The organism is Vibrio sp. TRT 21S02 (assembly GCF_050113675.1).
Lineage (GTDB): Bacteria > Pseudomonadota > Gammaproteobacteria > Enterobacterales > Vibrionaceae > Vibrio.
In genome coordinates this window covers 40,694-64,344 of the sequence record NZ_JBNJOI010000012.1, presented here as the reverse complement: position 1 = coordinate 64,344, position 23,651 = coordinate 40,694, and the positions used below count along the sequence as shown (strand labels likewise).

Annotated in this window: 23 protein-coding genes; all 23 read right to left on the bottom strand. The window is 44.5% G+C overall.

The features are described from left to right. Positions 1-5: 5 nt before the first annotated feature. Positions 6-1,475: a ribonuclease G gene (gene rng / locus ACQEXU_RS15660; RefSeq protein ID WP_367988080.1), complete on the bottom strand. Its 1,470-nt coding sequence runs from the start codon at positions 1,473-1,475 to the stop codon at positions 6-8. A 21-nt stretch (positions 1,476-1,496) separates the two neighbouring features. Next, positions 1,497-2,060, bottom strand: coding sequence for a Maf family protein (locus ACQEXU_RS15655; protein WP_427011529.1), 564 nt, complete (start codon positions 2,058-2,060; stop codon positions 1,497-1,499). Position 2,061: 1 nt separating this feature from the next. Then, positions 2,062-2,535 (bottom strand): rod shape-determining protein MreD, encoded by a 474-nt coding sequence (gene mreD, locus ACQEXU_RS15650; RefSeq protein WP_374144811.1) that lies wholly within the window; start codon positions 2,533-2,535, stop codon positions 2,062-2,064. A gap of 4 nt (positions 2,536-2,539) precedes the next feature. Next, on the bottom strand, positions 2,540-3,427 hold the full coding sequence (gene mreC / locus ACQEXU_RS15645; RefSeq protein ID WP_367988077.1) for a rod shape-determining protein MreC: 888 nt from the start codon (positions 3,425-3,427) through the stop codon (positions 2,540-2,542). A gap of 58 nt (positions 3,428-3,485) precedes the next feature. Next, a complete protein-coding gene (locus ACQEXU_RS15640) occupies positions 3,486-4,529 on the bottom strand; it encodes a rod shape-determining protein (RefSeq protein WP_367988076.1) in 1,044 nt (347 codons plus the stop codon). Positions 4,530-4,690: 161 nt separating this feature from the next. Beyond that, positions 4,691-8,083 carry a DUF6701 domain-containing protein gene (locus ACQEXU_RS15635; protein ID WP_427011528.1) on the bottom strand — a complete coding sequence of 1,131 codons (3,393 nt, stop codon included), beginning with the start codon at positions 8,081-8,083 and terminating at the stop codon, positions 4,691-4,693. Further along, a complete protein-coding gene (locus ACQEXU_RS15630) occupies positions 8,080-8,499 on the bottom strand; it encodes an MSHA biogenesis protein MshP (protein WP_427011527.1) in 420 nt (139 codons plus the stop codon). Before ACQEXU_RS15630 ends, ACQEXU_RS15635 begins: the two co-directional genes overlap by 4 nt. Beyond that, positions 8,489-9,196, bottom strand: coding sequence for a PilW family protein (locus tag ACQEXU_RS15625; RefSeq protein ID WP_427011526.1), 708 nt, complete (start codon positions 9,194-9,196; stop codon positions 8,489-8,491). Before ACQEXU_RS15625 ends, ACQEXU_RS15630 begins: the two co-directional genes overlap by 11 nt. Then, positions 9,196-9,747 carry a type IV pilus modification PilV family protein gene (locus ACQEXU_RS15620; protein WP_427011525.1) on the bottom strand — a complete coding sequence of 184 codons (552 nt, stop codon included), beginning with the start codon at positions 9,745-9,747 and terminating at the stop codon, positions 9,196-9,198. Before ACQEXU_RS15620 ends, ACQEXU_RS15625 begins: the two co-directional genes overlap by 1 nt. Next, positions 9,744-10,220, bottom strand: coding sequence for a type II secretion system protein (locus ACQEXU_RS15615; protein WP_427011570.1), 477 nt, complete (start codon positions 10,218-10,220; stop codon positions 9,744-9,746). Before ACQEXU_RS15615 ends, ACQEXU_RS15620 begins: the two co-directional genes overlap by 4 nt. 124 nt (positions 10,221-10,344) lie before the next feature. Next, positions 10,345-10,800, bottom strand: coding sequence for a type II secretion system protein (locus ACQEXU_RS15610; RefSeq protein ID WP_427011524.1), 456 nt, complete (start codon positions 10,798-10,800; stop codon positions 10,345-10,347). 39 nt (positions 10,801-10,839) lie between these two features. Beyond that, a complete protein-coding gene (locus tag ACQEXU_RS15605) occupies positions 10,840-11,412 on the bottom strand; it encodes a prepilin-type N-terminal cleavage/methylation domain-containing protein (RefSeq protein ID WP_427011523.1) in 573 nt (190 codons plus the stop codon). Positions 11,413-11,485: 73 nt separating this feature from the next. Continuing rightward, the gene (locus ACQEXU_RS15600) at positions 11,486-11,947 is read right to left on the bottom strand and encodes an MSHA biogenesis protein MshF (RefSeq protein WP_427011522.1); all 462 of its coding nucleotides are present in this window, start codon (positions 11,945-11,947) and stop codon (positions 11,486-11,488) included. Position 11,948: 1 nt separating this feature from the next. Further along, positions 11,949-13,169 (bottom strand): type II secretion system F family protein, encoded by a 1,221-nt coding sequence (locus ACQEXU_RS15595; protein ID WP_367988068.1) that lies wholly within the window; start codon positions 13,167-13,169, stop codon positions 11,949-11,951. 9 nt (positions 13,170-13,178) lie between these two features. After that, a complete protein-coding gene (locus ACQEXU_RS15590; protein WP_427011521.1) occupies positions 13,179-14,903 on the bottom strand; it encodes a GspE/PulE family protein in 1,725 nt (574 codons plus the stop codon). Further along, entirely contained in the window at positions 14,893-15,942 is a 1,050-nt protein-coding gene (locus ACQEXU_RS15585; protein WP_427011520.1) for a tetratricopeptide repeat protein, read from the bottom strand. The genes ACQEXU_RS15590 and ACQEXU_RS15585 overlap by 11 nt, the downstream gene beginning before the upstream one ends. After that, entirely contained in the window at positions 15,939-16,781 is an 843-nt protein-coding gene (locus ACQEXU_RS15580; protein ID WP_427011519.1) for an ExeA family protein, read from the bottom strand. The genes ACQEXU_RS15585 and ACQEXU_RS15580 overlap by 4 nt, the downstream gene beginning before the upstream one ends. 3 nt (positions 16,782-16,784) lie before the next feature. Next, positions 16,785-18,431, bottom strand: a complete 1,647-nt coding sequence (gene mshL / locus ACQEXU_RS15575; protein WP_427011518.1) for a pilus (MSHA type) biogenesis protein MshL — start codon at positions 18,429-18,431, stop codon at positions 16,785-16,787. Positions 18,432-18,446: 15 nt separating this feature from the next. Further along, positions 18,447-18,770, bottom strand: a complete 324-nt coding sequence (locus tag ACQEXU_RS15570) for an MSHA biogenesis protein MshK (RefSeq protein WP_427011517.1) — start codon at positions 18,768-18,770, stop codon at positions 18,447-18,449. Next, positions 18,763-19,413, bottom strand: coding sequence for a type 4a pilus biogenesis protein PilO (pilO, locus tag ACQEXU_RS15565; protein ID WP_427011516.1), 651 nt, complete (start codon positions 19,411-19,413; stop codon positions 18,763-18,765). Before pilO ends, ACQEXU_RS15570 begins: the two co-directional genes overlap by 8 nt. Then, on the bottom strand, positions 19,410-20,849 hold the full coding sequence (locus ACQEXU_RS15560) for an MSHA biogenesis protein MshI (RefSeq protein ID WP_427011515.1): 1,440 nt from the start codon (positions 20,847-20,849) through the stop codon (positions 19,410-19,412). The genes pilO and ACQEXU_RS15560 overlap by 4 nt, the downstream gene beginning before the upstream one ends. A gap of 6 nt (positions 20,850-20,855) precedes the next feature. After that, a complete protein-coding gene (gene csrD, locus ACQEXU_RS15555) occupies positions 20,856-22,865 on the bottom strand; it encodes an RNase E specificity factor CsrD (protein ID WP_427011514.1) in 2,010 nt (669 codons plus the stop codon). A 133-nt stretch (positions 22,866-22,998) separates the two neighbouring features. Further along, complete coding sequence (locus ACQEXU_RS15550; RefSeq protein WP_367988059.1) at positions 22,999-23,526, bottom strand: single-stranded DNA-binding protein; 528 nt, start codon at positions 23,524-23,526, stop codon at positions 22,999-23,001. Positions 23,527-23,651: the final 125 nt, after the last annotated feature.

Sequence of the window (23,651 nt, the reverse complement as noted above, 5' to 3'; positions counted from 1 at the left end):
TGCCTTTACATCATAACGACATCAAACTGCTCTTGAATATAAAGATGTTCAGCCTGAATTTTTACTTCTTTACCAATAAACACTTCCAGCTCTGCTAATGCATGTGATTCATCACCCTGAAGTGTTTCAGCCACCGCAGGAGAGGCATAAACCACAAATTTATCCGCATCGTAAGCGCGGTTCACTCGTGTAATTTCTCGCAGAATCTCGTAACACACCGACTCCACGGTTTTCACGCTGCCTCGCCCTTCACAAGTAGGACAAGTTGAACATAAAACATGTTCAATGCTTTCTCGAGTGCGTTTGCGGGTCATTTCAACCAAACCAAGTTGAGTAAAGCCGTTGATGTTTGTTTTTACCCGGTCATTGCTCAGTGCGGCTTCGAGCGAGGTCAATACGCGACGGCGGTGTTCGTCTGCGGCCATATCGATAAAATCAATGATGATAATGCCGCCTAAATTACGTAAACGTAATTGGCGAGCAATGGCTTGTGTCGCTTCGACATTGGTATTGAAAATGGTTTCTTCTAGATTACGACGGCCAACAAATGCACCGGTGTTAATGTCTACGGTAGTCATTGCTTCGGTCTGATCAATGATCAAATACCCGCCAGATTTAAGTTCGACCTTACGCTCTAATGAACGTTGAATTTCATTCTCGGTATCGTACATATCGAAAATGGGCTTATCACCTTCATAAAGTTCCAGCTTCTCGGTTAGCTCTGGTACATATTCGCTGGTGAATTCTTTTAGGTTTTCAAACTCCTGACGAGAGTCCACTAAGATCTTAGTCAGCTCTGTCCCAACAAAATCACGCAGGATACGTTGCGATAGTCCCAATTCCCCATACAAAGTCGAACGGGTTTTATATTTACTGCGGCGCTCAGTTACTTTGGACCATAGTCGCTTCAAAAATGCCGCATCCTGAGACATTTCTTTTTCATCTGCGCCTTCAGCCGCGGTCCGGATGATAAAGCCACCATCTTCGTCACAATAACGTGCAACGACCTTTTTGAGGCGCTCACGCTCCGCTTCGCTCTCAATACGCTGAGAAACGCCAACATGACTCGCGCCCGGCATAAAGACAAGATAACGAGATGGTAAGGTGATATCGGTTGTTAGGCGCGCGCCTTTAGTACCAAGCGGATCTTTAACCACTTGAACAACAATGTCTTGTCCCTGACGGACCAGTTCAGAAATATCACGAACTTGAAATTGCTGCTTTTCGTTTTCTGCTACACACTCTGTATGCGGTACGATATCAGACGCGTGGAGAAATGCGGCTTTATCTAAACCAATATCGACAAATGCAGCTTGCATGCCCGGTAATACCCGGCTGACTTTGCCTTTGTAAATGTTCCCGACAATACCCCGTTTTGCTTCACGTTCAACGTGGACTTCTTGTAAAGCTCCACCCTCAATCATGGCCACACGAGTCTCACTCGGGGTCACGTTGATCAACAACTCTGCACTCATGAGCGCACCTCAATTATGAAATTATAAGAATTCGTGCAAGAGCTGGTCAGTTTCAAATAATGGCAAACCAACCACCGCATGGTAGCTACCTTCTATACGCGTGACGAATCGCCCACCTATACCCTGAATACCATAACTGCCAGCTTTATCGCATGGTTCACCTGTGTGCCAGTATTGTTCTATTTCTTCTTCTGACAGGCGCTTGAACCATACATTTGTCGTTACAACGACCGTTTTCTTTTTCTCTTTATTTGCGACTGTCACCGCCGTCATAACTTGATGACTGCGATCAGACAATTGCATCAACATCTGTTTAGCATGGGACAGATCCGCGGGCTTCTCCAGTACAATGCCATCAACCACCACAATGGTATCGGAGCCAACAACCACAGAATCCGGTGCTAATGCAACACCTGCTAATGCTTTATCTTGTGACAAGCGCGCAACGTATTGCTTCGCGGATTCATCGTTTGATTGCTGCTCTTCAACATCAGTACAAATGATTGAAAAGTCGTACCCAAGATGACTCAATAATTCTTTTCTTCTTGGCGAGCCAGAAGCCAATACGAGCTGTTTTTTTGTCATACTATTTCACATGCCAATGGCGTCTCACTCGACGCATCAATAAAAACATCCACGGCCACAAGATGCAGTTTATCAATCCACTCCAAAGAGAGAGCGGATTAAAACTAATATCTTGAATTAGGTATTCACCGAAGAAAATCAGGCCTTCTAGAACTATCGATAGCAGTCCGATGATGATCGCTTGTTGCCACAGAGCCATATTGCGTAACACCAAAAAGTTCAGTGCCACAATGTAGATGACAATGGACATCATCATCCCTCGGATCCCAAGAGTTGAACCAAGAAGCAAATCCCACAGTAATCCTAAGATCAGCGCGGTACCTACATTCACTCGATGCGGCAATGCCAATACCCAATAACAAGTAACAAGCAATAGCCAAGAAGGACGCATTAGATCCAAAATGCCCGGCCAAGGAATGGTTTGTAGCGTCAGCGCTAACAGAAATGAGCAAAAAATGGCCATTCGGCCTCGCATGAAACTACTGGCCACTATTCTCACCTTCTGTCATGTTTTCTGGTGCAGCCTGAATCACCTTTTCTTGACGGGCGTCATTGGGCCAAATCAGCAATAAATAACGTAAGCGCTCAAAATCCACCACTGGATCGGCCTCTATCAGGGCAAACTCCCTTCGGCTATCTCGCTCAACTTTGGAAATATGAGCAACAGGATAACCTTCTGGATAAACACCACCCAAACCAGAGGTCACCAATAAATCATCTTGCTGGATGTCAGTACTAATGGGGATGTGTTCGAGCTGGATCTTATCGACTTGACCATTACCGGAAGCAATGACACGAATATCATTGCGGATCACCTGAACAGGGATCGCACTATTGCTATCTGTCAGTAGCAACACACGGCTGTTATGCGCAGAAACGAACGTGACTTGCCCGACGATCCCTTTGTCATTAGCAACGGGCTGTCCAACATAAACACCATCTACATGGCCTTTATCAATCACCACTTGGTGACGATAAGGTGAAGTATCTACCGCCATAACTTCGGCTACCACTTTTCTTTCGTCACGAACGAAAGAAGAGCCCAGCAATTTGCGAAGTCGCTGGTTTTCCTCACGGTATTGGTCGAGCAACAACAAATCACTCTTGAGTCTTAACACTTCTCGTTTAAGGGTCTGGCTGGTTGTCAACAACGTCTGGCGAGTATGAAAGCGCTCATAAAAACCATCAAACATGGTACGAGGTAGATCCGCAACATATTGAATTGGAGAAACCAGACTGTTGAGCAGGTAGCGAACCTGAGTAAATGCACCTAAACGACTATCAGCCAGCATAAGGCTGGCTGATAGGATCACGGCGAAAAATAGTCGTAACTGAAGTGAAGGTCCTCGGCCAAAAATCGGCTTCATTCTTATTGAGTTCCTTGTATAAGTACACTTAGCCTGAGCAAAGGCTCAGGCTAAGTTATTATTCTTCGCTGAATAGATCGCCGCCATGCATGTCGATCATCTCAAGGGCTTTACCACCACCTCGAGCAACACACGTCAGTGGATCTTCTGCGATAACAACTGGAATGCCTGTTTCTTCAGTCAATAGGCGGTCAAGATCTTTCAGCAGTGCACCACCACCAGTAAGAACCATACCGTTTTCTGAGATGTCAGAAGCTAGCTCAGGTGGACACTGTTCTAGTGCAACCATCACAGCAGAGACAATACCTGTAAGTGGCTCTTGCAACGCTTCCAGAATTTCGTTTGAATTCAAGCTAAAACTACGTGGCACACCTTCAGCAAGGTTACGACCACGAACTTCAATCTCTTGAACTTCATCACCAGGGTAAGCAGAACCGATTTCATGTTTGATCTTTTCTGCCGTTGCTTCACCAATCAAGCTGCCGTAGTTACGACGAACATAGTTAATGATCGCTTCATCAAAGCGGTCACCACCAATACGAACTGATGAAGAGTAAACCACACCGTTTAGAGAGATCACCGCAACTTCTGTCGTACCACCACCGATATCGACCACCATCGAACCTGTTGGCTCAGAAACACGTAGGCCCGCACCAATTGCTGCCGCCATCGGCTCATCAATTAAGTATACTTCGCGAGCACCTGCACCCAATGCAGATTCACGGATCGCACGTCGCTCAACTTGCGTCGAACCACAAGGGACACACACCAATACGCGCGGGCTTGGTTTTAGAATGCTGTTGTCATGAACTTGCTTAATGAAGTGCTGTAGCATTTTTTCTGTTACGTAAAAGTCGGCGATCACACCATCTTTCATCGGACGTATAGCAGAAATATTACCAGGTGTACGACCTAGCATTTGTTTTGCAGCGTGACCTACAGCAGCAACGCTTTTACCTGCACGGTTACGATCTTGTCGAATGGCAACAACTGAAGGTTCGTCAAGGACGATACCCTGTCCTTTTACGTAAATAAGAGTATTGGCAGTACCTAAATCGATAGATAGGTCATTAGAAAATATGCCACGAAGTTTTTTGAACATATTCTTCGCTCGTCCTGAAAGAATTATAAGATAGAAAATTGCACTAAATGTACCAATGCCTTGCCATCACAGCAAGGCATTGTGGCGTAAACATGGACTGAAACACGCATTTTCTAACAGATTCCTTACTTAGGGGCATTATTTCTAATTATTTACCTAAGTTACTGACCCGTTAAACCCGTTTCTCCACGAAATAGCACTTTATCATTACCACGGAAAACGCCAAATGTTATTACACTGGACGGATCTTCATCACCGACACCGCGCCAATTGTATTGCAACCATGGTTGAGCAATGTTGGTAGTGCCACAAGTTACCCCCGTTTGGCCAATTTGGGGGGAAGTATCGGCTAACCGCATCCAGAACCGCACACGTTCTTGCATAGCCCCAGAAGAGTGTGCAACAGCATGAATTTCATTCGACTGTCCGTTTGCCACATGCTTCCAGTTTCCAACGCTATCTGAGCCAGAAAGATGCGAGTCAGAGCTGGCCCCGCCTGACGTTAGAATCTCTTTACAGGTATAGTTATTTGGCGTGGCCAATAACGAAGCAGAGTCGTCATTATTCGTTTCAAACCGCCCTTGATGCCAATATTCAACCCGTAGCGGGATAGCGGCATCTTGTCCGGCTAAACTAGAAACGCTATCCATAACCATCCGTCCATAACGAACTGGAGGCTGGGTTAGCAAGGCTTGCTCAGAAACAACTGAATTTTGTGAAAAGCTGACAGGATCTACCCCGGTAATTTGCAATCCAAAGCTTGTCGTTGTTGAACCTAGATCAGACGTATTAAATGGCCCATTCGCTGTACTAGTTACTTCTGCGGGCGTTGTATAATTGCGCTTCAACATTGCGTTGGTGTCATTCAGAAACCATTGAGACTCACCATTATTATTGCTTTGCCACTGCCCATTCAATAGGTCAAGGACTAAGGTATTATTGATTGAGTCATCAGCATCGCTAGCAAATTTCGCCAGCAAGCTTTGCGCAAACAAGTGATAGTTCTTCAACGGTACGGTCGCATCTTTAGCGTAAGCCTGAACCACCACTTCAGCACTCTCAAAGGGTTGTCCCATGTATGCAATACCACCTTGATCATCAGGGGCATCCCAAGTGACTTGTTCTATGGAAAAAGAGTCTGGATAGAAACGTCCTACACCACGAACAGCGGCATCAATAGCTTGCCAATACCCTGAATTAGACGTATCGGCGACAATTTTCACACTGCCGACTTCAGACCAACTTAATGAAGAAAACTGGTGCTTCTTATTGCTATCGGCAGCCGTATTCGCTTGAGTCAATGAGCCTGTTAAACTACCAGCGACACCGGTTGATGGGCTGTCAATTTCATGTGTTAGGTTGAGAGTAAATGCAGGAGCACCAGACAACGAAGCATTATTTAAAGGCGATAAGTCACAGTAATCATAGGTTCCTGCGACATAACTTTTAACTCGGGTATTATCGTACTGTGCATTAGATTGCCAAGCGATAGGATAAACATTCAGTGAAAAGCTTTCTCCAGCGGAAACAAGTCCCGCTCCTGACTCTGCAGTACCATTGATATTACTGGCGCTACAAATCGCAAACGTCCAAGGCCGAGCGTAAAGCATGAAGCTACCAACAATCTCGACGTCTTCTTCATCAGGGCAGCCTTGTATATTCGGACCAAAATCGCTACAGCTAATGGTGTCCTTCAGCTCCCCATTGAATTGACCAGCTTCATCAAATTTGATTTCACCGTCGCCCTTGCCATTTTTCACTGATGCAGAAAACGTCAGCTTATTCGCATAAATGCCAGACTGAGGAACAAAATCCGATACTGTGATATCTGATTGATCAAACGTTTGATCGTAGTTAATCGTGATCGGTTTGTTGTTCGCATTGCATGCGAGTGCTTTAATCGCAACGGTTTCACTTTTTCCGGCAATCAGCTTCAACGGATCATTGTTGTTGATTTCTAGCTTAGCAGGTACGAACAATAACTCTGAACGATCAAAGATCGAGCTCTTAGAATCCAGCTCGGCTTTAATCTCAATATCTTCATAGGCATGATCCGATTTACTGTCGATTGTGAACTCAAACCACCCTTCCTGAGAATTAAAGCCATGTGAAGTGAACGACAACTTATTGGATCCTGATTCAGACAAAGTCACCGTTTCGTTTCCAACATCATATAAACGGGTCCCATTACTATCGTATGCAACCACGTAAACTTTATTTTCGTCTTCACACGTCAGATGATAGTTATTCGGTAACACTTCAAGCCGAGAAATGGATGCAGTCGGTGGCTCACCACAAGTTAACCCACTGTCGCCGTACAGGTTATTGTAATTGCCACTGACATAAAGGCTGTAAGCCGTGATCCCACCTTTAATCGTATTATTGTTGCCTCCAATATCTACGCCACCTCGGGTCACAGAGTAAGGGTTAACATAAATGTATGCATTCACCACTATTTTGTCTGCCTGAGTAGGTAATACGAAGTGGGCATTATTGCCCCGACCAATCATTAACAGATCTTCAGGTTTTCCTTTCGCATTAATCCCTACTGATGCATTGGCAAAAACGATTTGATTGTAGTGGATCTGCGTTTTATCTTGGATTTGAATGGCAGATCTAGTGGCAGAAAGATCTAACTTATCGAAGTAATAAACACCGCCACTGAGCACTTGCGTTCGTGAGCCATCCACCACTAAATCACCATATTCACCTGGCGGCAACGTAGGACAGGAGCCTGAACGACAACGTTTATCCGGTCGCCCTTGTGCGTTATATGCAGAAAATGTAAAAGGAAAATCCTCTATTGGCGTCCGATCAATAAGGCATGTTTTGGTTGAAGAGGGATACTTACATTGGGCACGGTTACCCTGATTCTGATAAAACGCTAACCCCTGATTGTCTCTGACAGGATGGATGTAGTTACTCAACCCGGAAAAACCGATGCTCCCCGAATATATCTGACCATTGTAATAAGAGTTTGTTTGTGCAACAGATGGGACATACTTACAGATCAAATCAGACAAGGCTTCGTCTTCAGGCAAGGTGCCGCAAGCCCCTTCAGTAATACAGTTATGATCTTCCACTTCAGCATTAAATTCATAACCAACTAAATCAATACGAATAGATGGTGAGTAAAATCCATTGGCACCAGTTGTATTGGTAAGGTTGTAGTTGGAAATATACTCTTTGCGAACGCCATCAACATAGTAACTCAAAGTCCCCAAAATATTGCCTTGGGCATCAACCCTCACACTGTCAAATTTGACTTGAAAGGTACGAGTTTTCCCCTCATAAATATAGCTACGCTCATAAAAAGCAGGGTTGTATGAACGAAAATTCGTATCATCAGTCCAAACCGGATAATAATAGGAGCCAACTAACCTTACTCGGTTTGAGCCTTCTGACTCCATCTCAAAAGTGACACAAAATCCCTTACGGGCATCCACTCGAGTACCACTCTCAAGGCACTGATTGGCATTCACAGAAAATGAGCTCAAGGCAATCAATAAGCTACATATCCACAATAATCGATACAACACGCGCTTGTACATCATTCGTCTGTCACCCATAACTCTTGTACCCGTCTTACCTCAAATACCCCACTGCCACACGTTACCTGAGACTCTAACCGATACATATTGCGACCATTTAATGCACCACGAGACTCACACCGGATCACAGGTGCTTGACAGCTGGAAGCAGTCACGCTTGAGACTGCGCCACTGACAGCACTGCAATTTACGGCCAAGTCAGGAGTTACAGTGCTCAGTGGATACATTTGAGTTAATGCCCACTCATTGGCTGAATGAGCAAGTAACCAAGCCTGATTGCCTAAAATATCTCTAGTAAATGCGTCGTTATTAGACCATTCAATTCGAGTTAATGTAGACGCGAGAAAACCCAGTACGACCAAGGTAAATACGACAACGACATACAGGTTTCCTTGTTGTTTACTCTTATTATGGAACATTTAGCACCTGCACATCTTGCTCAAAGTGAGTTTGCTCATCACCTCGACTAAATTGAAGGGATATATGCACTAATCCACCACGTTGGATATTAGCGCCTGAATAGTCAAAGCTCCCTTTTGTCACACTATCGGCAACCACAGTATTATTTCGGCGGATAAAACCTTCTGATGGATCGACGCAATAGGTCACCTGATTGCTGGCGCTGAATATGTAATGACGACTTCCAACGGAGTCCCCAACAATTGAACTGGCAACATTTGCGATGGAGAACACCGCACCAGATTGCGTAACAGAGCTGAGGGAAATAACGTTATCCGCCTGAGAAAGCGAAGAGGTGGGGTTAATGATCAAGGTTCGAGGCGCCAATACACTTTGACTAGCACCATCTTGGCCAACAATGAATTGTAAATCCGCACCAGAAACTGAATAGAACCCTGAATAGTCAATCGGATAAAAGGAGAAGCAAGATTGTGTGCCATTTTGACTACTGGTGAACACATTTGGCAGCGCATGGCGGATTTCTCGGGTCATTTTTTCCAGAACAAACCTAGCTTGAGTTTGTAATCTCTGACGCTCGACTGTATCGGCATACCCTTGTGCACCAAACTCAACAAAGCCAGCGATTCCTAACACTAAGATCCCGCCAACAATGATGGTTAGGATCATTTCAATAAGGGTAAATCCATTTCGCTTCATCAATAATTCCCCTTATAGGCAGTAAGAGAAATAGGCGTTTGATTACTGGCAGAAATGGTCAGTAATACTCTCTTTATTGTGAAAGCGTTGTAACCCGAAGGGTAATTAACCACAACATCAACTCTGAAGTTTTGATAGGTCGTTTGTGCCTCACCAAGCAAGGTATTCAAATTACCGCATCCACCTGTTCCTTCTGGCGTCCAACAGCCGTGGTAATCATCCACGTCATTGTATTGCAGAACATCAGACTCTTCTGGCCCCAAGTCATTTGCAGCAGTGCAAGAAGGAACCGTTTCTCCTACGATCGTTTCCCCACACCGCACTCGCCCACCATTGAAGTCACTGTTATGGTCAAAGCCCTGTGCAAGGATTTGAGCCATTAGACTTTGTCCTAGTGCCGCCACGCGAGTCTGATAATGAGGATTCGCCGAACGCTCAATTTGAGGCTGGAGAAAGCTAACAATAGTAATCATTGCAAGCCCCATCACTACAATCACAATCACACTTTCAATCAGAGTAAACCCCTTAGAAAGACAACGACTTGAGCTCATAGACACACCCCACGAGACACATATCCTTGGCTGTTAACACACACTCTTGTCTGGCTGTCCGATGCCGTTAATAAAATATTAATGCCGCTACTTGCTGCACCTTCGGGATTCCCGAGAAGATCAAAGGTGACTGTTGATAAGTTTGGTGTAGCAGAAAAACTCAGTTCTGGAACCCGAACTAGGTCACTGCGAGATTCATGACTCCCAGATGAGCATGCTGCTAAAGAGCCAACACATTGATTACCAATAGAGAGGATAAAATTCGTATTTGCGCTGCTATCACCTAGGTTGGATTGCATCCGATTCACTTGGACTTGCCGGATCACAGAAATCATTTGCTCTTGTGCGGCAAAGGCTGAAAAACTCCCCACACCAATATAGCGACTTGCAGCATAGGCAGACACAATAGCGATCAGTAAGATCACGACGATCAACTCGACCAGAGTAAATCCTTGGGAAGATCTATATACCATCACGCGATGCTCACCTCATTCCTTGGTATTAGTTAGTATACCTCAATATAACTTGAGCAATTGTTTTGAAAGAATTTTTGAGAAGAATAGAGAAGAAAGGCCAGCTTTGCTGGCCTTTCTTATATTAACAATCGTTTGCCGTAATTGTAGGCTCACTGTCGGACGTTGCCATATCATACTTAACAGAGCAAGATGAATTAGTAGCACTTGTATAACCTTTGAAGGTATAAGCAACAGTACCTGTTGAATTAGAACCAGACACCACTTCCCAATCATCAGCAAGACCACTAACTGCTTTACCGATACCATTCTCACTTGCTTCAGGGTAACCATTGGTAGTATTAACCGTGTCATTGCCCATAGAAATAGAGCCATTGCCACTTTCTGTGCCATTGATTGCCGATTTGCCATATACAATGCCAGCCGCTCCCTGCATTGCACCTTTTAAACCCTGCAAAGACGCGTTACGAGCGTCATCTTGTAGATTAAGAAAACGAGGTGCTGCCGTTACAGCCAGAATACCCAGAATAACTATTACCACCACCAACTCGATAAGGGTAAAACCGCCTTGTCTTTTCATAGTTTACGTCTCTCTAAAAATGAATATTTATTGTTTTTGTTACTGCAACGAAACGGTAACGCGACCAGTTTTCGCTTCATATACGAATTGGTGAGCGCTTCCCCCTTCCTGTTGAATATAGGTACATGTTGCAGCGCCTGTATTTGCCACTGCGGCGTATTTAATATCTGAATCCTGATCCGCTTCTGTCTGTGTCCCTACCTTGGGTGGGTTTTGCAACAGATTGTTCATCAGGTCAACACAAGCTTGTTCGGTCAGCCCTGAGGGGAAGGCCCCACCAGTATCTAGCCCCAACGGATAGCCATCACGAAAATCAGTATTGCTGCCATTACTATCTTTGCTTCGGGTTAACCAGAAATCGACACCATCGTAATTCACCGTGTTGTACTTTTCGCCGCTGATTATGCGTGAGGGGCGAGCTTCTGCCTCCCATTGAGCCCTTGCAGAAAGCACGCCAGTTGCGTAACCACCCGCGACACCTTCAATACTGGCTTTCTTTGCTTCATCAGTAACATCAAGAAACCGAGGCAGTGCTGCAACGGCTAATAAACCCACAACAACAATGACTACCACTAGCTCAACCAGAGAGAAACCAGACTGTCTGCTATACATAATGCCTCACACTTGAGTTTGTACGACGTCAATGCACACTAATAATATATCGCCGTGTAAAATAATAAAAATGCTATTTAGCAATAAAGTTTATACCAACAGAGAATTTACCATCCTTTAGCTCAACCTCTACAGCCTGATGCTCTCCATCTAAGTATCTACATTTCACGAGCCAATTACTTGAGTTAGTTATCATTTCTGACTCTTCAGCAACTAAAACTCGATTTTCAGGATAAAGAATCTCCAACCACTTCATACATTCAATATTACCCTGCTCATCTATTGGTACTAACCATCCATTTGCAGAAAAGCGCAAAGTATGTGGCTCTACCACCAGCTCTGAAGGTTGTCCATGCAGTAACCATTCCTGCTTATAAAAACTGGCACGTTCAGTCATTCGCTTACTAGCAACCAACAGATTGGTATGCATCGCCTCTTTTTCTACCTGCTTCCACGAGTATAGAAAAACAGCGATCAAAACAGTCACAATGGTAAGCCATAATGCAAACCGTCCACGTTGTGCCACTTGAAGCATGTTATCCCTTAAGCGCGTCGAGCATGCCCCACATAGGCAAGAAAATGCCGAGGGCCAGTATTAGCACCATACCGGCAACGACAACGAGCAAGATAGGCTCGATACGTGCCGTCAGCGTTTTCAAATCATAGTCGACCTCACGGTCATAAAAGTCGGCAACTTCTAACAACAGTTCGTCAATACGGCCAGTCTCTTCCCCGACAGAAATCATTTGAATAACCAAAGGGGTAAAAACACCGCTATTGATTGCAGTGGAAGAAATGGTTCCACCTGCTTCAATTGAGGCCTTCATTTCCAATAATCGCCCTTCAAGAAACTTGTTATCTAAAGCTTCTGCGGATAACGACAATGATTGGTTTAGCGGCACCCCTGCTTTAAGCATTAGCGCAAAAGTACGAGAAAATCGAGAAAGTTGTGCCCGATTCACAATGCCGCCGACCACAGGCATCCTGAGTCTAAACTTATCCCAACGCTCTCGGCCATTGGCGGTATTCAACCAAGTTCGAAATGCAAATAGCGCTCCAACCATGGCGGCAAGCAGCCACACCCAGTAATTGACAAAAAAGTCGGAAGTCGTGATCAAAATTCTTGTAGGTAGCGGAAGATCAACACCAAACCGACTAAACATGTTGGCAAACTGAGGGATCACCTTTAAGTTGAGGACAAACATGGCCACAACAATAAAGCTGATGACAAACGTCGGGTAACGCATTGCCGTTTTGATCCGCTTACGGGTTTCTAACTCTTGTTCATAATAATTAGCAAGCTGAAGTAGTGCTTCATCCAAGCGACCTGTGTTTTCACCTACATTGATCATGGATACAAACAAAGGGCTGAATACCGTGGAATGCATTTGCATCGATGCTGACAAATTACGGCCGTTGGTTAACTCTTGCGTCACCTCTTCTAGGGCTTCTCTGAGCTGTTTATTGCTGCAATTTTGGGTCAAACCACGAATCGAACGCAGTAAAGGAACCCCCGCTTTGGTCAAGCTATACAGCTGTCGGCAAAATATCACCATCACTTCAAGTGGAACAGCTGTTTTTAACAAGGCTTTAAGATCGATATTGAAGCTGCTTGCTGAAGCTCCCGAAGTAATCGAGGTTGGGATCACTCCTTTACTCAGTAACGATTCAGCAGCTAACTCTTCGTTAGCCGCTTCCACTTGCCCAGAAATCTTTGCACCATCAGAGCTTCGCCCCTGATATCGATATATCGGCATGATTTACCTTTAAATATAAATAGCCTGAGTCATACCGGATGCATCACCTTCACCGAGATTCATCACTTCATCCAGGCTCACTTCACCCTTTAATGCTAACTCCATCGCCGCAGCTAACAATGGCTTGTACTCTTCATTGTTTCGCGCTTGTTGAGCAAATAACACAGCGTCGTCGGCTCTCAAAGCATCCATCATGGCATGATCAAGTTCGAGCATTTCAAATACCCCTACACGCCCACGATAACCAGTGAGGTTACAATTTTGGCAACCTCGACCACGCATAAAATTGGCACTCTCTTGATTTGGAAAACGCTGTGCAAGCCACTGACGGCGTGACTCATCCACATCATCCTGAGTTTTACAGTCTGGACATACTTTACGTACCAGTCGCTGAGCCACAACGGCTCTCACCGCACTTGCGACAAGATACCCTGGCGCGCCCATGTCAATCATGCGCAAAGCACTGTCTATGGCATCATTGGTGTGCAAGGTACTTAGAACTAAGTGGCCAGTCAGAGCGGCTCGTAAACCAATTTCGACCGTTTCATGATCTCGCATCTCCCCGACGAGGATGATGTCAGGATCCTGACGTAAAAACGTTCTCAGGACCGTTGAAAAATCGAGGTTAATTTTAGGATTTACCTGAACCTGACTGATCCTCGGTAAGCGATATTCCACTGGGTCTTCAGCAGTGATGATCTTCTTACCGGGCTCATTGAGCTCACTAAGTGCCCCATATAAGGTGGTGGTTTTACCAGAGCCTGTTGGTCCCGTTACCAAAATCATGCCATGAGGGCGTTTCAATTGGCGCCGCAGCCTTTCTAGCAGGTCAGCAGGTATCCCCGACTCCTCTAGTTTGCGTATCCCCATTGATTGGTTTAGCAGACGCATAACGACCGATTCGCCATATTGCACAGGCATCGTCGACATACGGATATCGACCGACTGTCCTTTAGCTTTAATATTAAAGCGACCATCTTGAGGTAGGCGTTTTTCTGAAATATCGAGATTTGCCATCAACTTAAGGCGAAGGACCAGTGCTGGTGCAATATTGACTTCATTCAATAAAGTTTCGTGTAATACACCATCGATACGTTGTCTTAAGCGTAAAATATTTGCATCCGGCTCAATATGAATATCCGATGCCCCCACTTGGATCGCATCTTCAAATAATGAATTGATCAGCTTAACAACCGTCACTTCTTCGCTATCTTGATCTTCGATATTAAAATCAAACGCTTCAGTAACTTGGTGCTCTGCTTGGAGTTGCTCCGCAAACGAGGCAATCTCTTTAGTACGACGATAATAGCGATCAAAACCCTCAACCAACTGCTTCTCTGGTGTGATCACAAACTCTACATTGTAATTTGGCAGTTGGCTCAACAGCGCTTCTTGGGCAAATAAGTCTGCAGGATCACTCATGGCAATACGTAATGTATCGCCATTACGCCCAATAACCATCGCACGAAGACGTCGTGCATGAACTTCGGATAGCAATTGCACCGCATCGACATCTACATTCGCGCGGCTTAAGTCGATAAGAGGTACACTTAACTGCTGAGATAAGAAAGTCAGCATTTGGTGATCAGTAAGAAATCCCAGCTCGATCAGGGCGGCACCTAATTTACGTCCTGTCGTTTTCTGCGCAGCTAAAGCTTGCTCAACTTGTTCTTCGGTAATAATGCCTTCTTCAACTAACAAGTCACCAAGGCGTTTACGCAGCTTAATTTGCATTCGGCTTCTCCTCTAGACGGCTGAGTAGCGTTAGCCGATCGCGAATAAATTGTTGTGATTGACTCGAAATGCCGACTTTCAACAGCGCTTTCTTATAGGATTGTTGTGCAGAAGTGAGGTTAAGAGCTCGCTCTTGTTGAATACCTAACCCAAGCCACCAACGTCCATTCTCTGGTTCTAACTGAACCAGTTGTTGATAGCTTTCAAGCGCTAATGCATCCTGATTAGCTTTCTGAGCCAATGCAGCTCGCAAAGACAAATATTTTACGCTGGCAGGCTTGGTTAGTTGCATTAGTGGCACTAAAGCCGCTTGTTGTTGATTCTCTTTTATTAGCAACTTAGCCAATGCTATACGTACATCTTCATCATTAGGATATTGCCGGATCCCTTTTTGCAACAGCTCTGCCGCCTTGCGGGTATCCCCTTTCCCATAATAAAGTGCCGCCAGTTTCTTTCTCACATTGCTATCAGAAGGGGTATGCCGAAGTGCTATTTGAAATTGGGTTAACGCCTCATCTAGCTTGTTGCTCTCCATGGCTTTTTCTGCACGAATGATGGCCTTTTGAGCCAATTGCTCCGGAGAAAGCTCCACTTGCTCAACAATGACATTTTGAGGTTGAATTGGGTTGGTGTTTTCTAGATGCTCTTTTACGGGGGCGGTCTTTGAAGTTGTACTTTTCTTTACCGGAACCGGTCCAGCTTTTTCTGTTGTTCCAGTTGGTTGGGCTACAGAATTAGAGGCAAAATAAAGTTCGCTATCGGTACGACTCTTTTTGCTTGTCGGAGATGGGGCAAGCATAACCTCAATACTGGCTTGCTCGTCATTGATAGGTTGAGAAGAATAGCTAGGCTGCGTAACGGAAATTGGTTGGGATTGTGACACCGCCCATCCGCCCATCGCCATACTTAAAGTAAATCCTGCGATAAGCCAAGGTAAAACAGGCCGTTGTTTAATTTTTGGTACGTCTGCTCTTACAATATTCTGTGTTGAGCGGCGCTTTTCAGCTAAATCCGTTAGCGCATCATTAATAGCACTCATGTGTTACTCCATCCCCACAAGCGCGGGCTTTTAAATCTAGGCTTACAGCTATCAAAAGTATCGTGAATGGCGTCATATAACTGGTGATTGCTCACCTGCATCGTAGCTTGGCAGCACGCTAATACCATTGCTTTACTGGTGATTTGGTTGATCAGCCGAGGTATTCCTTGGCTTGCTCGCCAAATTGCTTTTTTTTGAGCAAGGTTGAATATCGAACTCACGCCACCTGCTTTTGTTAAGCGGCTATCGATATAAGCAACAACTTCATTGAAATTTAAAGCACGTAAAGAAACATTGTAGCTAATTCGTTGACGAAGCTGGCGTAAATGGTGCAGTGCTAACCGTTCATCAAGTTCAGGTTGTCCAAACAACACGATTTGCAACAATTTGCTTTGTTCCGTTTCGAGGTTGCCAAATAAACGCAATACTTCTAATGCTTCATCACTAAGGGCTTGGGCTTCATCGACAACCAGAACAACACTTTTGTTTTGTTTGTTTAAAGCAAGCAACCGTTCCTGAATATCACCGACGACCGTAACAGCGCTACTTTCCAATCCAAGTTCTCTAGCAATAGCTTGACGTAGCTCATCACCATCTAAAGCGGGATTCGGTAAATAAACCAGTTGAACATCGTCCCCCATTTGGTTTATCAACATCCGACAAACCATGGTTTTTCCGGTCCCCACCTCTCCACTGACTTTAATCACCCCTTCATCCATAGCTAACGCAGCTAACACAGTTTGAATCGCTTCATAGTGTGGGGCTAACCCTAAAAACATTTCTGTGTCTGGGGTTAGATGAAATGGGGCTTGCTTAAGACCAAAGTGCTCCAAATACATACATTACTGGCTATCTTCTTCGGGGAACCACTCTTGCAACAAGTCACGCGAGCGTTCCAATTCTTTTTGCCAAGTGTTCACACCGACCACCGTTGGCTTGAGCAAAATGACCAATTCGGTTTTTTCTGTCAGCTTCGACTTATTTCGGAATAAATGACCTACACCCGGTATATCACCTAATAATGGGACTTTTGATACCCGGTCGAACGTATTGGATTTCATCAGACCACCAATAACCACTACATCACCATCTTGAGCACGAATCACCGAGTCAGACTCACGAATTGAGCTGCGAGCTAAAGGCAAGGTAATACTGGTGTTGCCATAACCAATTTCTTTCACTTGCTCATCCACTTCAATCACTGCAGGGTGCACATGCAATAACACATTCCCCGCATCATCAATTTGTGGCGTCACATCAAGAGAGATGCCCGAAAAGAATGGTGTAAGCTCAACTTCTGGTGCTGGATTTGCGTTATCACCACTTCCAACAACGCTCGATAAGTCCGTTACATAATATTCATCGGTACCCACTTTGATCACAGCTTTCTGGTTATTCGATGCCGTTACTCTCGGACTGGACAGAACATTCAAATCACCCTGAGTTGCCATGAAATTCAATACAGCGTCAAAGCTACCACTGGAAATAACAATATTGCTTTGTCCTGCAAGTAAGGTACCTATCGCATCTAAACCAGGTAGCGTAAAGCCCGGGTCTTGTGGAAGACTTCCTTGACCAATAGTGAAGTCCGTACCATTAGAGGAAAAAGCTTTAGACCAGTTAATGCCTTGTTGATAACCATCACTCAAGGTCACTTCTAGAATTTTTGCCTCTAAGATCACTTGGCGATGCATGCGCTCTTGTGAAGCTCCAATAAAATTTCGCACTTCACGAATCTGATCAGGGTAAGCACGGATGGTAATCAAACTAGCCTGTGGGGTAACCACTACACTTTGACCATCACTAGAGCCAATCAGCTGAGCAACGGCCGTTTGTAACTGTGGCCAAAAATCACTTTCACTGATGGTCTCGATTTCAGTTCCACCTTTGGCACTGCTTGAGCTACTGCTACCAGAAGAATTTGATGAAGATGAACTTGAAGACGAAGAAGAGGAGTCTGAATCCGTGTCTGTGTTTGTAATTGTTCCGGTTGTGATTGATGTTAGCGAACGTCCCGAACGCTTAAACTGCAAATAATCGACAGGAAGGGTCACTGTACGAAGATCGGCAGGATAAACTTGAATGACTTTTCCTGAGAGTTCAATCTCATAGCCGTACATATCACGGATCACCGAAAGCACTTCATCAAGGGTGACATCAGTAAGGTTAACCGTCACTTTGCCTTTTACGCCAGGGTGAATGGCTGCGCTGTATTCCGTGCCACGCACTAAACTGGTAAAAAATGCACGAGCTTCCACGGCATCCGCTTTAATACGGTAGCGTTTCAACGTTTGATTTTCTGGTGAGACTGCCGAGTCTAACTCAGGCATTAAATCTGCTTCCACAGATGCAGGCAACACATCGATAGCTTTGCTATTAGACTCATTAATCGCCTGATTAAGGGCACTTTTTGCTTCCACCGGATCCCGGTGTCCCATTGAGCATCCTGCCAGTGAGGCGATGGTGATAGCTAAAACGAGTTTACGCATACTATTCTGATAACCTTATTGTTTTACATCTTTAGAGAAAAGTTCTAATTTCCACTGCCTTTTCCCCTTTGAAACCGTCACGAATTCGGCATCAATGTTGATGACTCGAAAGCCATTAATCACTTGCCCACGCTCCAATACTTTATTACCCATAATCGCCTGACAGTCTGAGCCGTTAACGCAGATAATGCTTTGCAGTTTAGGTAACGAATAAACAGCTTTTTTACTATTCGATTGAGGGGAAGTTGATTGAGTCCAATCTAATGGTGCAGTTGGATCACTGGCAGCAAAACTACTTGCCGAAATCAAACAGCTAAATACAAACCACCATTTAACCACCAATAAACTCCTGTCTTGTTCCCAAGGTATACACTTCCATGACTAATCGAGCTGACGGGTAGCTTTCCACTTTGTAGGTAAAGCTACGCCAATAATACTTCACTGGCAGTGACTCCAACGCTTCAAGATAAGCCAGAATATTAAAGTAACTGCCCGTCAATTCCACACGCACAGGGTGTAAATAATAACCAGTATAGTCTTTCCCTTCAGAGTCCGATGTAATGGGCTCGGCTGGCAATGACTCTAGAGAAACTAGATGCAATTCCTTGCTCTCAGTTAAAACCTCTTCCAATAACTGTGCCATTTCTGAAGGAGAAATGAGATTTTCGATGATCTTCGCCAATTGTTGCGATAAATTCTGGCTTTCTGTCAATAACTGGCTGTATTCCATATTGATCTCTTGATCGGGATCTTTCTTAAGTTTGGCGGTCACCGTCAGAATTTCGCCTTCTAAACGCTGGTTATTCACTTGAGTAGTGTCAATTTGTTTCTTCAGCTCGTTATTGACCTTCAATGATGGTTCAACCAATAACACGGCAAGGCCAATAAAAATGGCCACAAAACCACATATTGAGATCAGTCCCTTTTCACGACCACTTAAGGAAGCAAACTTATCACTTAGTTGTTGCCACTGCTGCTTCATGGTTGACCTCCGTCTTTCGCTGTCAGCTCGAAGGTAATGATGTCCTTTTCATTGCGACCAATTTTTAGCTTTTCAAACGTTCGACCAATGAGGTTCAACTCTTGTTTAAACTGTCTCACCCAATTTGGTATTGCCTTAGGCTCTCGAGCAACTCCCTGAAGATCAAGAGAGTGAGCATCCATGCGGATCTGACGCAATGCTATATCATCACGGCCTAACTGGGCCAATGAACGCATGACGCCAGAATAGCCAACTTGTTGTGATTCATCGTATTCGCCCATCGCTGTCATGGAGTCTTGTTTCGATTGAATTTCCAATTTAAGCCGCGCAACCGCAGCCACTTTTTCAGGGGAAGGCTTATGACGTGCCAAACGCTGATTCAAGCTGGTGAGTTGTTGAGTAAACTCGCTTTCTTGCGCCCTTTGCACGTGTAACTCGCGTTCAAGCTTAGTTTGTTGAAATTGAAACAATCCGAATACGGCAAGTAATAACACGGCTATCCCCGCCCAACATGCAACAATGAACGGAAGACTGAAGTAATCTTTTTTAGGTTTTAAGTACTCGGGATATAGGTTAATTTCTTCAGATTCGATGCGTGTAACACAGTGGGATAAGACTAACCCCGACTCATCATTTCGCTCAGAAAGAGCACTCACTTTCACACTTAAACGCTCTGCTAAGGCATTCGCGAGTTCTTGCTGCTCTTCTTCATCACAGCAAATTTTCATTTGGTGGATCGACGTTCCACGTAGCTGAGAGGATAAATAGTCAATCGATCGCTGCAGTTCCAGTGCGATACCATCTAACTGCAATACACTACTAGCAACACCGGTTAAAGGAGGCGTTATACCTCGGATATGGCGTTGGAAAGCACAGCTTCCTGCTACGTATGCACTAACTTTATAACCACTCTCTTTACTACGTTGGAGTAACAGAAAATCGTTCGGTTCGTCTACCGAATGTGCCCACACTTCCTCTTCAACTAAAACTTTTCCAAGACGCAGGTCTACTCCTGCTAGCTTTCGGTGTAACTCCAGAATAACGGACTTGGAAATCACGTACGCCTGAAGCTTATTACTTCCTGGCAACACGGCAGCATCGGCAATGATTTCTGTGACTTTTTCTGAAATGAGATCTTTAAGCAGAAATGGGAGGGCAACTTGAAGTTCATCATGAGGAAGATTTGGCTTCTCTATTTGATAGGTCTGATACAAACCAGAATGCAGGACAAGGTTAACTTGGCTTCCTTTCTGTGCAGATGCTTGAAGAATAGAAAGAAGCACCTCAACCCATGGTTGCCCTTTGAGAGGGATATGTTGAGGTAACGCATTCGATGGTGTAGTAAGATAGATAGCGCTGGGTTGAACAATGGCATTCACACATTCAGCCGAATCATTCTGTTTTTTGAATTTACCTAAAATTGAGTGCATCTTCATTCAGTTTTATTTTTTCCGCCACCGGTTTCGCCGCCCTACTTTTACTTTAGTCGTAAAATCATTCATAGCGGTCTGTTTTTCAATTGGAAGCAATTGTTCTTCTTTTTTAAAGAAGCGTCCTTGAACACCATTCACCCCTAGCTTAATCACCGTGTTGAATTCATTTTTCGTTTCAACACCGACAGCAATGAGTTGAGTTTTAAGCCCTCTACATGCGCCAAGCAAACTACGCACAAAAAGTTGGTTTTCATGCCTCTGATCAATTTGTTTAATCAGACTCCGGTGGAGTTTTAAATAATGGATTGGCAGATCTTTTAGATAATGCGTACTCACTATTGAGCGCCCAGCCTGACCCACTATGATTTTGCACCCTAAGCCTGATGCCATCTTAATAATGGGTCGCATATAATCGAGGTGTTTCACCAATCTCGCTTCAGCAAATTCCAACGTTAGCAAACCACGTTTATCAATGGGTAACTGAAGTAACTCATCCCTAAACCATTTTCGATATTCACGATCAGCAAAAGGAGTGACATAAAGATTAACAGAATAGTTTAGAGAATGCGTAGAGGATGACTTCAAAAAGTTGATAATCAAAGAGAAACTTGCCTTATCTAAGGTCATTTCATAACCAACTGATTCAATAGCCGCATTGAAATGAGAGGATTTAATCAATCCTTTTTCTGGATCATCAATCCGCACAAATAGCTCATGATGATCAATTTGCAGTTCTTGCTGACTATCAAGTAAGTAACATGGCTGCTCAAAAATAAACAACTTTTCAGGCTTCAACACCTGATCAAAAAGCGTTCTCCAACGGACACTGCCTCGCTCTTCATCTTGAGCGACCACTTTCTTGAAACGGTTCCATGTATTTACCCGTTGTAGCTGTGCACTTTTTAATGCGGTCTCCGCTTCATCCATGATACGACCTTGCCGCTCACCTTCACGATACATACTAATGCCAATATGGCACCAATTATCGGGCTCTAATGGATCTGGAGGGGTAAGTTTCGCGATTTGCTTTAAGCAGTTAATGGCGATATTTGACACGTCTTTGCTATTTAAGTGTGGCGCAAAAATGGCGAAGTCAGAATCATAATATCGAGAGAGAATAACGTCAGGATAACGTTGAATAATGTTCGAAAGCCCTTCACCAACTTCAACGATAAAGTCATTGGCAATTTGCTTGCCGCTTTCTTCTTTCAGTGCATCCCAATCATCAATCCGTAACAATAGAACGCCACCATTTGCCCCACTTTCCGTCACTGCTGATTCCAACTTACTATCAAACAATACTCGGTTGGCGGCACCTGTCAGTTGATCGAGGAACGTTTGTGTTCGGATAAAAGTATCAAACCGACTGCGCTCCTGCCGAGCATCTTGCAACTCTTCAATAACGCGGTCTAAGGCTTCACTCGCTGTATAAGGCCATTCGTTGATGTCTCCTTTGGCATATTCTTCCACTCGGCCCGCTAAGATCATCCGTCCTCGCTCTTCCAATAACTCCGAGCCATATAATTGTTTTTTAAGCCACTTTACGCCTTGCATTAAGCAAAAGATGATCAGTAACACCGAGAGCGTGATCGACAGAAGAGCTTGCATCGAATAACCGTAGCCAATGTAAGGAGGGATGGCTTTAAACGCGATGCTATAACCTTGATTTCTTTGCAACTCAAAGCTGACTTCATACAGGAGTGCTGGATCGTATTTTGAAGAGGTATCTTTGAAGCGATAGATCACTCCAACGGAGGAAGACAATTCCATTTCAACAATGTTTGATGCCTGCAACATCTTAGGCATCCACCGTTGCATTGAATATGCAGCATCAGGATCTTCCATTTCTTTGTCCACGACCTCGACAATACCAATCAAAGAGTGATCGAGATATTCTTGCCCAAGCTGTTTAAAAGACAAAGTCCCACCGAGAAACAAAATGAACATGGCGCTGATCACGATCATCGTTACAAATGCAACCAATCGAGTACTCAGCTTTAAGGTAGGCGTATACCTCACTAGACCGAATTCCTTTTCAAAAAGATGATGCCAGAAAAAATAGAAGACTCACTACTGGCGATTAGAAGGTAGTTGTATAGTTCAATATATAAAAAAGCCGCTGAATACGCGGCTTTTTTTACTGTTTAATCGCTTAAAACGGGATGTCGTCATCAAAATCCATCGGTGGCTCATTATATTGTGGCTGAGCCTGTTTTGGTTGCGATTGTGGTTGCTGAGCTGGTTGATGTTGCATTGCTGGCTGCTGAGGTTGACCCCAACCGCCTTGCTGCTGGCCACCCATTCCTTGTGCAGGTGCGCCCCCTTGAGCACGGCCTCCTAGCATTTGCATTACACCATTAAAGCCTTGTACCACAACTTCTGTCGTGTAACGCTCTTGGCCATTTTGGTCTTGCCACTTACGTGTTTGAAGTTGGCCTTCAATGTATACCTGAGAACCTTTGCGTAAGTATTCACCTGCGACTTCAGCTAATTTGCCAAACAGAGCAACACGGTGCCATTCTGTTTTTTCACGCTGTTCGCCTGTGTTCTTATCGCGCCAGCTTTCTGAGGTTGCAACAGTAATGTTTGCCACAGCGCCGCCACTTGGCATGTAACGAACTTCAGGATCATTACCCAAGTTACCAACTAAAATTACTTTGTTTACTCCACGGCTCGCCATGTTTCGCTCCGTCTGTTTCTTTATTGGATGGTTAAATAGCAGTATAGGATAGCACGCTTTATTAACGGCACAAATCACTATCAATCACGCTTTGAGACATGACAGTCAAACTCACCGACAGATTT